Genomic DNA, 14,650 nt, shown 5'->3' with positions numbered 1-14,650 from the left:
CCAACCGGAACTGACGCTTAGCTGCAACGTCAGGCATCAAGTTGAATTTGCGAGGCTGCATGACCGGACCGACGTTGGTGTTTCTGCACGCACTTGGCGCCAGCGCGGAACAGTGGAAGCTTGTCCTTGATCATCTGCCGACGCGCGATTGCGTGGCGCTTGATCTGCCTGGCTACGGTGCGGCGGCACGACGCGGTTACCTCGATGTCGGGGCGATGGCAGACTGGCTCGCGGACGAGATTCGCTCGCGCGCGCTGGTCTCCTGCGTGCTCGTCGGACACAGCATGGGGGGCAAGATCGTCACGCTCGTTGCCGCCCGCGCGGCACGCGGCGAAATCGGCCTGTCAGGTGTGCTCGGCGTCGTACTGGTCGCGGCATCTCCCCCCTCGCCCGAACCGATGGATGAGGATCGCCGCGCTGAAATGATCGGGTGGTTTGCGGACAATCAGGCGTCGTGGGACGAAGCCGCGACGTTCGTCGACGCGAATACCGCAACCCGATTGGCGGACGCGCTGCGAACCGCTGCAATCGAAGACGTTCAGCGCTCCAGCCGGGAAGCCTGGCTTGGGTGGCTGGAACGCGGAAGTCGTGAAGACTGGAGCGCTGCTGCCGGGCGTATCACGATCCCGGCGCGGATTATCGCTGGCGCGGACGATGGCGATCTTGGCGAAGATGCCCAGCGTCGGCTCAACCTACCGCATTACATCACTGCCGATGTTCAGGTTGTTCAGGGGGCGGCACATCTCATTCCGTACGAACAGCCTGAGGTGCTCGCGTCGCTGCTCGAAGGCCATGTCGCACGCGTCGCTCAGGCCGAACTACCCCCGGCCTTCGCAAGATTGCTTGCCTCTGATCGCGTCAGTCGTAGGACGCGCGTCGCGCTTATGGATCGTATGCGCCCGCCGCCTGAAACATCACTCTGGACGGCTGAAGACCGCGCGACGGCCACGGCTACTGTCGCGCAGATCCTGCCCGATGCCGGCGAAATTGCCGTCTTGGCGGACCGCATCCTCGCCAGCATCGCTGACGGTGCGGGCGACGGCTGGCGGTTCGCGGCGCTACCGCCTGATCGTGAAGCGTGGCAGCGCGGGCTCGCGACGCTGGCGACGGGGGGTTTCGCCACGCTGGGAGGGGATGCGCAAACCCGCTTGCTGGAACGTGTTGCCGATGGCGCGATCGGCAGCAGCGAGGACGCGGCGCAGCTTTCACCCGAACAGATGGCCTTGTGGTTCGAGGACGTTCGCGCCGAAACCGTTCGCGTCTGGATGTCGCTGCCAGCGACGATGGTGGCAATCGGCTATGACGGCTTTGCAGTCGGCGGCGATGGCCGCCGCAAACAGGGCTATACCCGTACCGCCGCCGACGATCTGGAGACGTGGCAGCCGTCACCGGAGCGGATGTCGTGAGCGCGAAGCGTTACGCCCCGGCCGATGTCGTTGACGCGGTGGTGATCGGTACCGGCGCGGGCGGCGCTCCCCTTGCCGCACGGCTTGCGCAGGCGGGCCTGTCGGTGGTTGCGCTGGAGGCGGGCCGAATGTTCCGCCCAGACGACCACGTTGCCGACGAGCTTGCGGCCGACATCTACTGGATGGAGGAACGGCTGAGCGGCGGGACGACGCCCACCGCGTTCGGCTCGAACAACTCCGGCATGGGCGTCGGCGGATCGACACTGCACTGGGGCGCTTTCTGCCCACGACCGGATCCTCGCGACCTGAAACTGAAGACGCTCAGCGGCAAGGGCGCCGACTGGCCAATCGATCATGCAGAGCTGATCCGCTACATCGTGGAAGTGGAGCAGTTTACCGGCATATCAGGGCCAACTGAGTATCCTTGGGACACGTCCCGCCGCTATGCCTATCCGCCCGTCGCGCGCAATGCCGCAGCCGACGCTATGGCGCGTGGCTGTGCGGCGATCGGCATCGTCGCCACCGACGCGCCGGCAGCCTTGGTCTCGCGCGATCGCGAACAGCCGCATTGGGGGCAGCGTCAGGCCTGCGTCAATTGTGGCACTTGCCATCAGGGCTGTCGCACCGCTGCAAAGACCAGCATGGATACGACCTACCTGCCGCTTGCGCACGCGCATGGCGCCGAGATCCGCGCCGAAGCGCGCGTGGTGTCGTTCGAGTTCAATCGCAGCGGCCGGATCAGCGCGGTCGTGTATCGGCAGGACGACGCGGAGCATCGGCAACGATGCTCGGCCGTTTTCCTGTGCGCGGGCGGCGTGGAGACGCCACGCCTGCTGCTCAACCTCGGCATCGCCAACTCAAGCGGGCAGGTCGGCCGTAACTTCATGGCGCATGTCGCGACGCAGATTTGGGGCCGGTTTGACGCTGACATGCGGATGAACAGGGGTTACCCCTCCTCGCTGATCAGCGAGGACATGCTGCGGCCCGGCGACGCGGACTGTGCGGGTGGTTATCTAATTCAGAGTCTCGGCGTACTTCCTGTCAATCTCGCCAACGGGCTCACACGAGGGGCTGGCATGTGGGGCGAACGACTTGAGACCTTCCTGAGGAGCTACAACCGCTTGGCTGGGATCGGGATCAACGGCGAATGCCTGCCACATGCCGAAAATCGCCTGACGCTCGCCGACGAAACCGATCGGTTCGGTCACCGTAAGGCGCGGATCGACTTCAGCTATCATGCCAACGAACAGGCGATCGACCGTCACGCCCGACGCACGCTCACCGACATCTGGACGGCGGCCGGCGCGAGCGACATCGTCGCGGTCGACCGCTCCGCCCATACGGTCGGCACGTGCCGTATGGGAACGGCTGGTAACGCCGCAGTGGTCGACCCCGACGGTCGCAGCTTCGACGTCCCGAACCTGCTGATCTGCGACAATTCTGTCTTTCCCAGCGCGCTCGCGGCCAACCCCGCGCTGACGATCATGGCACTGTCGCTGCGCACTGCCGACCGTTTTCTCGCATCAAGGCACTGAGGAGTTCATCATGGATCTGGGCATCAAGAACCGTATCGCGCTGATCAGCGGGGCGGATTCCGGCATGGGCAAGGAGACCGCACGGTTGTTGCTCGAGGCGGGTGTGCGCGTCGCGATCACCGATCAGCCCGGCGGGACGCTGAACGAGGCGATCGCGGAGCTCGCGCCGCTTGGCGACGTTGTCGCGGTAGCCGGTGACGTCACCAAGCCCGACGACGTTCGTTCGATCTGGGCAGAGGTTCGCGACCGGCTTGGCAATCCCGATATCTACGTCAACGCCGCGGGCGTGACGGGTGCGACCGGCGATTTTCTCGAAGTCGACGATGCCGGCTGGCAACAGACGCTCGATATCAATTTGTTTGGCGCGGTGCGGATGTGCCGTGAAGCGATCCCGGCAATGCGCGCGAGCGGCTGGGGCAGGATCGTATTGTTCGCCTCCGAAGATGCGGTTCAGCCCTATGTCGATGAGCTGGCCTATTGCGCGTCGAAGGCGGGTATCCTGGCCCTCGCGAAGGGACTATCCAAGGCCTATGGCGGCGACAACGTGCTGGTCAACACCGTCTCGCCCGCGTTCATCGCGACGCCGATGACCGACAAGATGATGCGCAAGCGCGCTGACGAACGCGGCGAAAGTTTCGATGCGGCGATCGACAGTTTCCTCGAGGAGGAACGGCCGGGCATGGTATTGAAGCGCCGTGGCCGGGCCGAGGAAGTCGCCGCAGCGGTCGCGTTCCTGTGCTCGGAACGTGCGAGCTTCATCAACGGCGCCGGCATCCGGGTGGACTCCGGGTCTGTCTTCACCATCGCGGGTTGAAGGTTTACACTTCAGTTCGGTGATACCGCGGCATTAGTTGATCGGGCTGAGGCGAATAAGGCATGAGAGGTTCGGCTCAGGCTCGGATGCCTCTGGTCACGCAGTATCCTCGCCATTGCTTGAGCTTGCCTCTTTGAGTGCGGCTTGGTCAGCCCTCGAAAGCGGCCATCTGTTCACCTGCTTCTGAGGCTGCAACCTCACCGTAATTTCTGTGCATGCTCCTGCCGCACCGTAGGGCTGGAGCCGATCTCACTGGTAGCAAAGGTGACAAGCGCCACCGGACGTCCGGCGGTAATACTCTCCGACGATCGCGAAATACGATCAGCAACCCTACCAAGATCGCACGCTATCTGCGCATCACAAGGCGGGAAGGACGGGCGAGCGCCGCCGTGACGGGCTAGTCAGTTTCGACGCGACTGATCGGCCACGGTGGCGGCCTATCGATGCGACGGCTGCTTAGGTGCGATCGGGTTCCCCTGCTCGACGCCTGATCCGATGAAGCCGAGGAGCGCACCCCAGTGGTAGAACCAGTCCGTCGTCGCGACTGTGTCGCTGTCGGCTGACACCGCGCTATAGTTCTCGTGGACATGCCCCTTTGAGCGCCACTCCCCCATGAAAAGCGCCAGCGATCGGTCGGCCAGCTGCCGGCGGGCAGCGAGCGCCAGATCGGTGTGGTAGTTGCCGAGCCCTTTCCAAACGAGATAATTCATCGGCCCCCAAATGCGACCTCGCCAGTAATCCTGATCTTTGAACGCCGGGTTGCTGCGCGCGATCGACGGAATGACGCGATCGCCCCAGAACTCGGCCGGGTTGAGCAGATGCCCGCGGATCATCTGATCCGCCGCGCGCGGCGACGGGACGTTGGCGAGCAGAGGGTAGAAATTGGTTGGCGACAGGTGCTCGCTCAACCTGCCCGTCCGCAAGTCCTTGTTGCGGTAGATATGATCGACGGGATCCCACAGCGTCGCAAGGCTGCGGCGATAGCGATCGGATCGGGCGCGAAGATCGACAGCATCGCGGGTTCGGCCAAGCTCGCCGGCGATGGTGGCGAGCGCGTCGCAGTCTGCGATGTAAAGGCTCATCAATCCGACATCGGCGAGCTGCATTTGGCGGCCGTCGAAGCCGACCCCATCGTACATCGGGCTATTGTCGAGCCCGGACTCGTATCTCGCCCCTTGCAGAGTGCCGGCGCTGGGATCGTCGGGGTTGATCGGCGGCCGGGTCGCATCGCTACCCCAGGTCAGATATTCGCCGGCGCCCCGGTTGTCGGGCCACCACGAATTCCATTTCAGCAGCCTGTCGTAACTGTCCTCAAGCAACCACCGATCGTGGAAGCGGCGATAGAGACCCAATATGGTGATGGCGCCGACGGGCGGCTCGGATCGGTCCCAGCTTTTCCAGCCGCCGCCGCGCGCGAAATTGGGTACGAAACCGGCAGGGGATACCTCGTTCAGCACCTCCAGCGCATTGGCGTAGGCGAGATCACGGTTTCCGAGCGAGGCCATGGTAGCGGCAAAAAACGTGTCCCAATCGAACAGGACGTATCCGCCCCAGTTCTGATTCCATATCCGGCTGACGGGTGACATGACGCGGCCGCCAGCCGGATCGTAGATCGTGTCCCAGCCGAGTACGGTCTCGATCGCGCCGCGCACCTCGGCGGACGCGCCGGCCGCCGAGGTGCGGGCAGCGAACGCGGCGCGGGCTGTCGCGACCAGCGTGGTGATCTCGCCCAGGTTCCTCGGCTTGCCGGTGCTGACCGCGGCCGGGCGATCCAGGCGAAAGGCGAAGTACGGGCCGGTCACGGGCACCTGAACCTCGTCGATCTCCGGTCCGGCGGCATGGATCGTGACGACGGCGCCGGGCAGTCGCGCCACGATGTTGGCGCCCTCGCGCGCGACGTTGCCGGGCCGGTTCCAGATCATCGCGGCCGACAGGATCGCGACCGGCGGCTGGCTGGTCGCTTCCGCATCCGACCGGAACGTCGTGTTCGCGCGGGTCGCGGCGTTTCCCAGCGTATCCGGCGACCGTGCGGACGCCGAGAGCGGCGTCACCAGCATGACGAGATCGTCTCCGACATGCGCGGTTTCCAACCGTACTTCTATCCCGCGCCATTTGACACGGAGTTCGGTGTAAGAGCCATCGTAAGCGTGCGGACCCGGGAACACCGTCTCCTCGCCCGCCGCCTTCCGGCCGATCAGCGCCGTTGGCAGGAACGCGTTCGTGTTCTCTGCGCTATCCTTTTTCAAGCCGAGCCGGATCTGCAGGCCGTAGGGAAGCAGCACCTGCCCGGTGACCGTATTGGTGTCCCAGCTGTTCCACCCGCGCTGGAGACGCGCCTGCACGGCGGCGTAGTCCGGGGAGCGCGGCGGTTCTGCAGCGGCCACGCCGAGCGACAGGAATGACGCGATCATGAGGGCGACAATGCGCATGCTGAACCTTCTCCTGCACTCCAGCTATCATGCAGCGCGATGCGTTGCACGCGGCGCGTCGGCCCGTGGCCTTGCAGTCGGGAATGGCAGTTGTAGGATGCCGGGTAGTCAAAGGAGAGGTGGATGGACCGGAATGCGCCGTTGCGCCGTGACGTGATCGCTGGCGGGATCGCAGCGGCTGCCGTCGGGGCAGGTCTGGGCTCGCCGGCGCTGGCGGCAAAGCCGTTGACCGCAGGCGAGGTGATCGCACGGATGCAGCAGCACATCGGCGCAACCTGGAAGGCGCAGGGCGTGGACGGTTTCAAGGCGGGCGCACCCGAGACGGCTGTGCGCGGCATCGGCACCACCATGATGGCGACGTTCGATGCCCTGAAATCCGCGGCGCGACAGGGCCTCAACATGGTTGTCACGCACGAGCCGACCTATTGGTCGCACCCCGACACGCTGACGCAGTTGCAGGACGATCCGCTTTACCGGAAGAAGCTCGCCTTCCTGCGTGCGCACAACATGGTCTCGTTCCACTTCCACGACAATTGGCATGCGCTCAAGCCCGTCGACGGCATCAATCACGGCACGCAGCAGCTGATGGGGTGGACGGCGTACATGCACCCGGAGGACCAGCGGCTGTTCACGCTGCCGCCGACGACCCTGGGCGCGCTCGCCGCGGATTTCGGCCGGAAGATGCACGCGCGGACGATGCGCGTCGTCGGCGATCCCGCGCTGCCCGTCCGGACCGTCTACGAAAGCTGGGGCTATTGCAGCGCGTTCCCCGGCATCACCTTGCTCGATCATGCCGATGTGCTCGTGATTGGCGAGGCGCAGGACTGGGACCTGATCGCCTATGTGCAGGACTTGGTCGCGATGGGTGGGAAGAAGGCGCTGATCATCCTCGGCCACGTCAAGTCGGAGCAATGGGGGATGCGCTACTGCGCCGACTGGCTGAAAGGCTTCGTGCCCGAGGTGCCGGTGCGATACGTGCCGATCGTCGAGCCCTATTGGAACCTCGATCACCCCACGCTTGAGATCGACACGAAGGGATGGTCGGCGTGACCAAACCCGCACCGCCGCCGCGTGAGCCCGTCACCGCGCTCCAGCTCGCCGACCGCATCCTTGCCGCCGCGGCGACGGATGGCGCGGTAATGTCCGCAGTTGACCGCATCGTCGCGGGCGACCCAACGACCGTGGTGACCGGCATAGCGACGGTCGCGATGGCGTCGATCGACGCGTTGCAGGTGGCGACCACCAAAGGCTGCAACCTCATCGTCAGCTATGATCCAACATTCTGGTCCGAAGGCGACCAACTCAATCACGTCGCCGGCAACCGCCTGTTCGCCGCGAAGCGTGAGTTCATCCGTGCGCACGGCCTAGTCGTCCTCGACCTGCACGACCGATGGCAGAACGGCATCGACACAGGCATGGCGCGGACGCTTGGATGGGAAGCGCATCGGCAGACGCCTGGCGTGCCGCTGTACGCCTTACCGCGGACGACGCTGCTCGCGCTGGCACAATCGCTTCACGCCGTGCTCGACGATCGCACGTTGCGTGTCGTCGGTGATCCCGCGCTGCCGGTCACCCGTGTCGCGGCAAGCTGGGGGAACGCCCGCCAGCTACCGACGATCGCGCTGCTCAACGGGCCGGCCGACGTTGTCGTGTGTGGCTACAGCCATGAATGGGAGGCGGTCGAGTACGCCCAGGACATGGTCGCGAGCGGAGCAAAGAAGGGGCTGATCCTGCTCGGCGAGGCGAAGTCGGTCGATGGCGGCATGCTGTACTGCGCCGACTGGATCCAGACGTTCGTCGGTGAGGTTCCAGTAGTATACCTCCCTTCGGTCGAGCCTTACTGGAGTTTGCAGCAGGCCAACTAACTGGCGCGGGTGCTCCCGGGGAGCGCTGCGAGAACATCTGCTGCCTGCTGCCGCCGACCCGGCGGATGGTTGCCTCTTTGTTAGGAAATCTACCGTAGCGGGAGGCGAGACGATCCGCGGTGGGGGCCGCAATAGTGATATCGAGATATAAAGAGCTCTGGCTCACATTGCTGTTGCTTGCTCTGAGCATGACGCCGCACGCTGCGTCGGCCAGGAGCGTCGATCTGCGCCGGACGGCTTGTACCATCACGCTCCCCGACACCGCGACGAACGCAGCGGTAGCCGCAGCCCATTACCGCTGCGGCACCGGAGCGCCGACCAGCAGCAAGACTTGGCTTTGGCTGCGTCTCGACACATCTCGCCTGCGCGATCTGCCGCCTCAGTGGCACCTCCTCGTCGACCAAACGCGATTTGACCGGATCGCGGTGCTTGTGGCCGGTCGCGACCGCATGATCCGTCACGCCGATGCCTACTCTCACCTCGACGACCACGCGGCGCCTGGCGGCTTGTTGAAGTTCACCATCGCGCCGCCCGGCCGGGAGGTCCAAAGCCTTTACCTCGGGTTCCGGCACATCGATGATCTGACTCTTATGCGGAAGATCGTCGCGATCTCCAGCTCTGAAATGACGGCAGGCGACACAAGGTGGTTGCTGTTGATGGGGCTCTTTGTCGGGACCTTGCTGTCGGCGTTGCTCTACAATCTAGTGATCCACACAGGCCAGCGGTACGCGTTCCAGCGCTGGTACCTGCTGTGGGTCACCGTCGCGCTCTGCTATGGTCTGGTCTGGACAAACATGGCCACCTTCCTGTTGCCCAGCCTCGTCGGACCAGTTGCGGTCCGGATCGACTTCGTGCTCGTCGGGCTGATGGTGGCGGCGGGGAACATGTTCTTCTTTGCGGTCGTCGAGGAGGGTATCCTGCCGGGCGGTTTGGCCGTGGCGGGTCGTTTGCTGGCGGCTGCTGGAGCCGTGCTGGGCCTCATGGCGGCAGCCGACATGTGGCTGCCGGCGACCGCCACCGATCGGCTGCTGAACTATGCGATCGCGGGCACGGCCACAGTGGTTGCGGCGTCATGTTGCATCGCGGTGCGTCGGGGCAGCCGCGTGATCTGGTTCTACATGATCGGCTGGGGACCGGTGATTTGCGTCTTTCTGGCGCGGCTGGCCCGCAACCTCGGGCTTGCACCGCAGAACGACGGCGTCGACATGGCAACGTTTGCGGCGCTCGCGTTTGAGGCGCTTGTGCTGTCGCTAGCAATTGCCGATCGGTTCCGGTTAATCCGGCAGGAACTTGAACGGGCGCGCCAGCGACGCGAAATCGATCTTGCCGAAGCAAAGACGCTTCGTCTGGCGGCGCACACCGACTTCCTCACAGGGCTTGGCAATCGCGCTGCGTTCCAGGAGAGAGGACACACGCTCATCGCCGCCGGCACGCCCTTCAGCCTGTTCTTGATGGACGTGGATTATCTGAAGGACGTCAACGACAGGTTGGGCCACGCCGCTGGCGACGTGCTGCTGCGGTATGTTGCATCGGCTCTTTCGGCCGCCACGGGGTTCCTGCCGGACACTGATATCGCGCGCATCGGCGGCGACGAGTTCGCGATCCTGTGTCAAGGCGCCCCGCTGGCGGAGGTCGCACTCGCCGACGCGATAAGCAGGCTGCAGGGAGACGCCTGGTGCGAGACGGAGCAGCAGCGCACGTTATCGCTCAGCGTCGGATCGGCGCGCTATCCCGATGACGCTCAGGCGCTGGACCTGCTGTATCAGAATGCCGATCTCGCACTCTACACTGCAAAGCGGCTCGGCCGGGCGCGCTACTCCCGCTACGATCTCCTGCAGCGCAGCTTGCGCGACTTAGAGGTCGAGTTGATCGGCGACGCCGAAGCGGCGCTGAAACGGGAGGAGTTCGAGCTGTACATGCAGCCGATCGTGTCGCTCGCCACCGAAACAGTCTGCGGCTACGAGGCGTTGCTGCGGTGGAACCACCCACGCCATGGTCTGCTGACGCCGGATCGTTTCGCCGATGTGCTGGTGGCAGAAAGGATCGGTCTGCTCGTCCAGGAGCATGTCTTCGAACTCGCGCTTGCCCAATTGCGCGAACATGGTGCGCGGCTTGGCGTATTAAGCGTGAATTTCACCTCCGCGCAGCTATCCGGGCCGCAGGCTGCCAAGAGCGTGCTCAATCGGCTCGCCTATCATGGCATCGCGCCATCCTGCCTGTGCGTCGAAGTGACGGAGGGCGTGATGCTCGACCGGGCGGCGGACAGCATCCTCGCCAACCTGCGCATGTTGCATGACGCCGGCGTGTGTATCGCGCTTGATGATTTCGGGACGGGGTATGCCTCGCTTGTCCATCTACGCAAGTTGCCGATTGACCGGATCAAGATCGATTGCTCTTTCGTCGCCGGTATCGGCCAATCAGATGGGGGAACGCTGCCCATCGTGCGCGCCATCCTCGGCCTGGGGCGCGGCTTGGGAAAAGTTGTCGTGGCGGAAGGTATCGAAACCGAAACTCAGGCGGTGCAGCTGAGACAGCTGGGGTGCCAGCTTGGTCAAGGCTTCCTGTACGGGCGTCCTGTGCCCCCCTTACCTGCTGACGCTTCGCAGACTGAGACGGAAACGCCCCAGCTTGCTCGCCTACACCACGCCAAAGCCCTGGCTGTCGTACATTAGGCGAGAAAGTCTGCGAGGCTACGACCCACATCCGGCCGTTTAGTTCACCTTGGTCGCGCCCCCTTTTGGACATTAACCGTCCTAGCGGGGCACGGCTCTCCTTGTCGATGGACGCAGAAGCACCCGGCCCGGATCGGGTTGCTGCCGCGCAACGGCGAGGCGGAGCATACCCGGTGATTCGCGCTCGATTCCTGCTCCGTATTTCAAACCGCCAAACCCACGAGTTCAAGAGAAAGAGCGTGCAGGGCAGACGAGTTGTTATTCGGAATCTGAATGCTGTGTCCGCCAGTGCGTTGATGCGCATCGAGTTCCAGACACGCTCGCTGCCGAGCTACATGCCATTTTAGCGATTAGCCGCAGCAACAATGCTCGCGATGATATCACCGGCGCCTTGATGTTCAATGCCGGTTGCTTTGCTCAGGTCTTGGAAGGTCCGCTCGACAGCGTAGAAGCCGCGGTCGAGCGCATCCAGCAGGATGAACGCTACGGCGAGGTATCTCTGCTCGCACGGGAGCCGATCGCAGGAAGAACCTTTCCGAACTGGGCGATGGGCTTTGTCGGCCTCTCGGATGCTGACGCTTCGCGCTTTGCCGACATCAGCAGGGCAAGTGAGTTCGACCCCTCCCGCTTCAGCGGCGATCGGTTGCACGCGATCCTGCGAGATCTCGCCATCGAAGAGGGATGTTCGGCGGCGTGAATACATGCCTTAGAGCATCGTTGCGAATGCTGACGTTCAGCATGTGCGGGTATTTGCTTGCAACCGACGCGTCACGTCGCCTCGACTGTCGACGGCATGTCAACGCACAACGATTGCGGTGACCCACATCCGGCCGTTCCCGAGCCCTTCTAGCTACCTGATACTTGCCGCGCGTTGATGTGGACGAACCGATCGTTTGGGCGTGCCGGGGTACGACACCGGCACGCCACGCACTCACATGTCCGCTGCGGTCGGGCGTACGATCACCTCGTTGATGTCGACTCCCTCCGGCTGCTCAATGGCGTAGCGAACGGCTCGCGCGATCGCGTCCGGCGTCAGCGCCTTCTTCCGCCATCCGGTCAGTGCCGCCGCAATCTCAGGATCGGTGATGTCATGGCCCAACTCGGTGGCGACCACGCCCGGAGAGATCAACGTCGAGCGGACCTCGTCATGCTCCTGCCGCAACCCCTCGGTGATGGCGCGCACGGCATGTTTGGTGGCGCAATAAACCGTTGCGGTCGGCATCACCATGTGCGCGGCGACCGAGGCGACGTTAACGACATGGCCGCTTCGCTGCGCCACGAACCGCGGCAGGACCGCGGCGATGCCGTTAAGGACGCCGTGGATGTTGACGTCGACCATCCGCTTCCACTCGTCGCGCTTCAGCTGAGCGAGCGGGGACAGCGGCATCACGCCCGCATTGTTGACCAGCACATCGATACGCCCGAAGCGCGCTTCGGCGGCCGCCACGAACGCGTCGAAAACGGCGCTGTTGATGACGTCGAGTGGTTGCCAGGCGACGCTTTCGCCCAGCTCATCGGCGAGTGCCTTCAGGCGATCGCCGCGACGCGCGCCGATGAACAGCCGGGCACCAGCCTCGGCCAGTTCACGCGCAGTTGCCTCGCCGATCCCGCTCGACGCGCCAGTAATGAGGACAACCTTGTCGATACTTCCTGCCATGATGCAGTCCTTCCGTTGCAGTGACGGGACGCAGATGGGCCATGGCCTGTGTCGGGCGGTAGAGCGATCATCCTAATAGCTTGCACGATCCTCCAGAATCGAGGCCGGGTGCTTGCCCGCGACGCGAAAGTGGGGAAGGATCGTCGGCATGGACCGGATCGCCGAACTCGCCGCTGTCATTGATCGGCACGTCGCGAACACAGGCGTTTGCAGCACGGCGATGCCGCATGTGTCGCTGATCCGGGCCGACGCGCCGAGCACCCCCACGCCTGCCGTCTACGAGGCCTCGCTATGCCTGATCGCCCAAGGGTCGAAGCGCGTGTCTATCGGCGAGCACAGCGTCGTCTATGATGCCGCCCGTTACCTCCTGGTCTCGGTTGACCTACCGCTGGTCGGTCATGTGCTCGATGCGAGCGCTGAGCGACCCTATCTCTGCTGCAAGATCGATCTCGATTCCGCGATGCTGGCCGATCTGATCGCGAGCGAGGGCGGCGGGGTGGCCCGTACAGATCTGCCGGTGCTCGGCGTCTACCCCGGCGATCCCGACCTTATCGACGCGGCATGCCGGCTGCTCAAGCTGCTCGACCGCCCCGACACGATCGGCGCGCTGGCACCGCTTATCGAGCGCGAGATCCTCTACCGTCTGCTCATCGGCCCGCATGGTCCGATGCTTCGTCACGTCGCGACCGCTGGCAGTCACCTCAATCAGGTCAGCCGCGCGATCGCTGCTATCCGCCGGCGTTTCGATGCGCCGATCCGCATCGACGAAGTCGCAGCTGAGGCTGGCATGAGCCCCTCCTCGCTCCACGCGCACTTCAAGGCGATCACCCGCATGACGCCGCTGGAATATCAGAAACAGCTGCGGTTGCAGGAGGCCAGACGCCTGATGCTTGTGGGCGGTGCCACGGCGACCACGGCAGGGTTCGCCGTCGGGTATGAGAGCACATCGCAATTCAGCCGCGAATACAGGCGATTGTTTGGGGCGCCTCCACGTACCGACATCGAACGGCTCCACGCTGCACCAGCAGCGGCCATCGCGCTTTGACGATAGTTGGGTCGCGACCGGTCTTGTGAACTATTGGGAACGACTGTTGCTGGCCAAAAGACTTGATCCCGGCCGTCCGCAACGCGTTTTCGGCTTCCAACTCCGGTTGCCCGTTCATGTTGCTAAAAACCTCCGGCTTTATGGGTTTAAGAGCCATCCCGGAATGGCTTAAGGTGGTGGAAGCACGAACCCGCTGCGCGGGAGGGGTGCTCGCAGCACTGTTGAGGTGAACGGGCGAGCGTCGCGCTTGATTTGAGCGCTGCGGGAGGCGGGCAGAGCATCGGGGGTTCATGAGAAGGAGTCCTGCCATGAGCACTTTCACTTCTTAAGGTGCATGACGTGGACAGCGAGCGCATGCTGCTCAGGGTCGAGCGCGGCAAAGGCGGCCGCTATCGCAACGCCATGCTCCCATCGGCGCTGCTGCGCGAGTGGTGGAAGGTTGGACAGCAAGAGGGCGTGCTGCACGTCGACGGCTGGCTGTTCCCCGGCCAGCACTATCTCAAGCCGCTCAGCACGCGGCAGCTACACCGCATCGTCGTCGATGCGAGCGTGGCGGCGGGCATTGGCAAGCGGGTCGGGCCGCACATCCGCAGCTTCCTTCTCCACGTTCTCCCACAGGGCTTCCACCGCATTCGTCCCTACGGCCTGCTCGCCGGTGCAGCTCGTAAGGTCCATCTCGACTACGTCCGCCAGCTACTCGGGGTGGCGCCGCCGGCCGCGGCCGATATGCCAACCGAACCGGACGAGATCCGGCCACCATGCCCATGCTGTGGAGGGCGCATGGTCGTCGTGGAGACCTTCGAACGTCAGCGCCAGCCCCGCGTACCACCGGCGCGTACACTACTATCCGGGACGCAGGCGTCGTGACCCGGCACGGCGCGGCACGGCCCCGCCATGTCTCGCAGCACCGATACTTGCGGAGCCGATGCCACATGCGCCGATCGCTGTCCGACGCCAACCATATCTAGTAGGGCGGGCTATCTTCACCGGCGAAACCAACGTGCCAATCCGAATCCGGACGGCCCGCATCCAAGTCCGTGCCCGCATCCGCGATGTCGCTGGTCACCGCAGCAGGTCGGAAACTGAAAACCTCATAGCGCATCGCCTGTGGCCCACGGGTTTGGGCCTCCAAGACTTTCGTACGCCTGCCGACATCGAAACTCTTCAGGAAAGTAGAACTGCAGTGTTCGTGTCTCGAATGGCAGGCGCGTCAAGAAGGTGCGGCGG

The 14,650-nt window shown here is 64.2% G+C and carries 10 protein-coding genes and 1 pseudogene; 9 read left to right on the top strand and 2 right to left on the bottom strand.

Annotated features, from left to right (window positions below):
- Positions 1 to 59: 59 nt before the first annotated feature.
- Genes L8F97_RS10185 through L8F97_RS10175 form a run of 3 tightly spaced genes read left to right on the top strand, consistent with a single transcriptional unit; the run spans position 60 to position 3,755 of the window.
- Positions 60 to 1,406, top strand: coding sequence for an alpha/beta hydrolase (locus tag L8F97_RS10185; RefSeq protein WP_242149116.1), 1,347 nt, complete (start codon positions 60 to 62; stop codon positions 1,404 to 1,406).
- Positions 1,376 to 2,941: a GMC family oxidoreductase gene (locus tag L8F97_RS22840; protein WP_242149114.1), complete on the top strand. Its 1,566-nt coding sequence runs from the start codon at positions 1,376 to 1,378 to the stop codon at positions 2,939 to 2,941. The genes L8F97_RS10185 and L8F97_RS22840 overlap by 31 nt, the downstream gene beginning before the upstream one ends.
- A gap of 10 nt (positions 2,942 to 2,951) precedes the next feature.
- The gene (locus L8F97_RS10175) at positions 2,952 to 3,755 is read left to right on the top strand and encodes an SDR family NAD(P)-dependent oxidoreductase (RefSeq protein ID WP_242149112.1); all 804 of its coding nucleotides are present in this window, start codon (positions 2,952 to 2,954) and stop codon (positions 3,753 to 3,755) included.
- Positions 3,756 to 4,192: 437 nt separating this feature from the next.
- On the opposite strand, the gene L8F97_RS10170 is transcribed toward L8F97_RS10175, so the two are convergent.
- A complete protein-coding gene (locus L8F97_RS10170; protein ID WP_242149111.1) occupies positions 4,193 to 6,184 on the bottom strand; it encodes an MGH1-like glycoside hydrolase domain-containing protein in 1,992 nt (663 codons plus the stop codon).
- A gap of 123 nt (positions 6,185 to 6,307) precedes the next feature.
- Here L8F97_RS10170 and L8F97_RS10165 point away from each other — a divergent pair, with 123 nt between their 5' ends.
- The 4 genes from L8F97_RS10165 to L8F97_RS10150 all read left to right on the top strand — a co-directional run bounded on the left by L8F97_RS10165 (position 6,308) and on the right by L8F97_RS10150 (position 11,418).
- A complete protein-coding gene (locus L8F97_RS10165; protein WP_242149109.1) occupies positions 6,308 to 7,234 on the top strand; it encodes a Nif3-like dinuclear metal center hexameric protein in 927 nt (308 codons plus the stop codon).
- Positions 7,231 to 8,049 (top strand): Nif3-like dinuclear metal center hexameric protein, encoded by an 819-nt coding sequence (locus tag L8F97_RS10160; protein WP_242149107.1) that lies wholly within the window; start codon positions 7,231 to 7,233, stop codon positions 8,047 to 8,049. The genes L8F97_RS10165 and L8F97_RS10160 overlap by 4 nt, the downstream gene beginning before the upstream one ends.
- A 167-nt stretch (positions 8,050 to 8,216) precedes the next feature.
- Positions 8,217 to 10,721 carry a putative bifunctional diguanylate cyclase/phosphodiesterase gene (locus L8F97_RS10155; protein ID WP_242149105.1) on the top strand — a complete coding sequence of 835 codons (2,505 nt, stop codon included), beginning with the start codon at positions 8,217 to 8,219 and terminating at the stop codon, positions 10,719 to 10,721.
- Between the two features lie 166 nt (positions 10,722 to 10,887).
- Positions 10,888 to 11,418 (top strand): BLUF domain-containing protein, encoded by a 531-nt coding sequence (locus tag L8F97_RS10150; protein WP_313931976.1) that lies wholly within the window; start codon positions 10,888 to 10,890, stop codon positions 11,416 to 11,418.
- 234 nt (positions 11,419 to 11,652) lie between these two features.
- Here L8F97_RS10150 and L8F97_RS10145 read toward each other — a convergent pair whose 3' ends face one another.
- On the bottom strand, positions 11,653 to 12,378 hold the full coding sequence (locus tag L8F97_RS10145; protein ID WP_242149104.1) for an SDR family oxidoreductase: 726 nt from the start codon (positions 12,376 to 12,378) through the stop codon (positions 11,653 to 11,655).
- Positions 12,379 to 12,526: 148 nt separating this feature from the next.
- Between L8F97_RS10145 and L8F97_RS10140 the strand changes: the two genes are divergently transcribed.
- Positions 12,527 to 13,423, top strand: coding sequence for an AraC family transcriptional regulator (locus tag L8F97_RS10140; RefSeq protein ID WP_242149103.1), 897 nt, complete (start codon positions 12,527 to 12,529; stop codon positions 13,421 to 13,423).
- 315 nt (positions 13,424 to 13,738) lie between these two features.
- A pseudogene (locus L8F97_RS10135) lies at positions 13,739 to 14,290 on the top strand (transposase); the annotation flags it as partial.
- Positions 14,291 to 14,650 lie beyond the last annotated feature (360 nt).

It is taken from the genome of Sphingomonas sp. BAUL-RG-20F-R05-02, assembly GCF_022662305.1.
Lineage (GTDB): Bacteria > Pseudomonadota > Alphaproteobacteria > Sphingomonadales > Sphingomonadaceae > Sphingomonas.
Note: the sequence above shows the minus strand (reverse complement) of the source record. Positions and strands in the feature narration are given on the sequence as shown.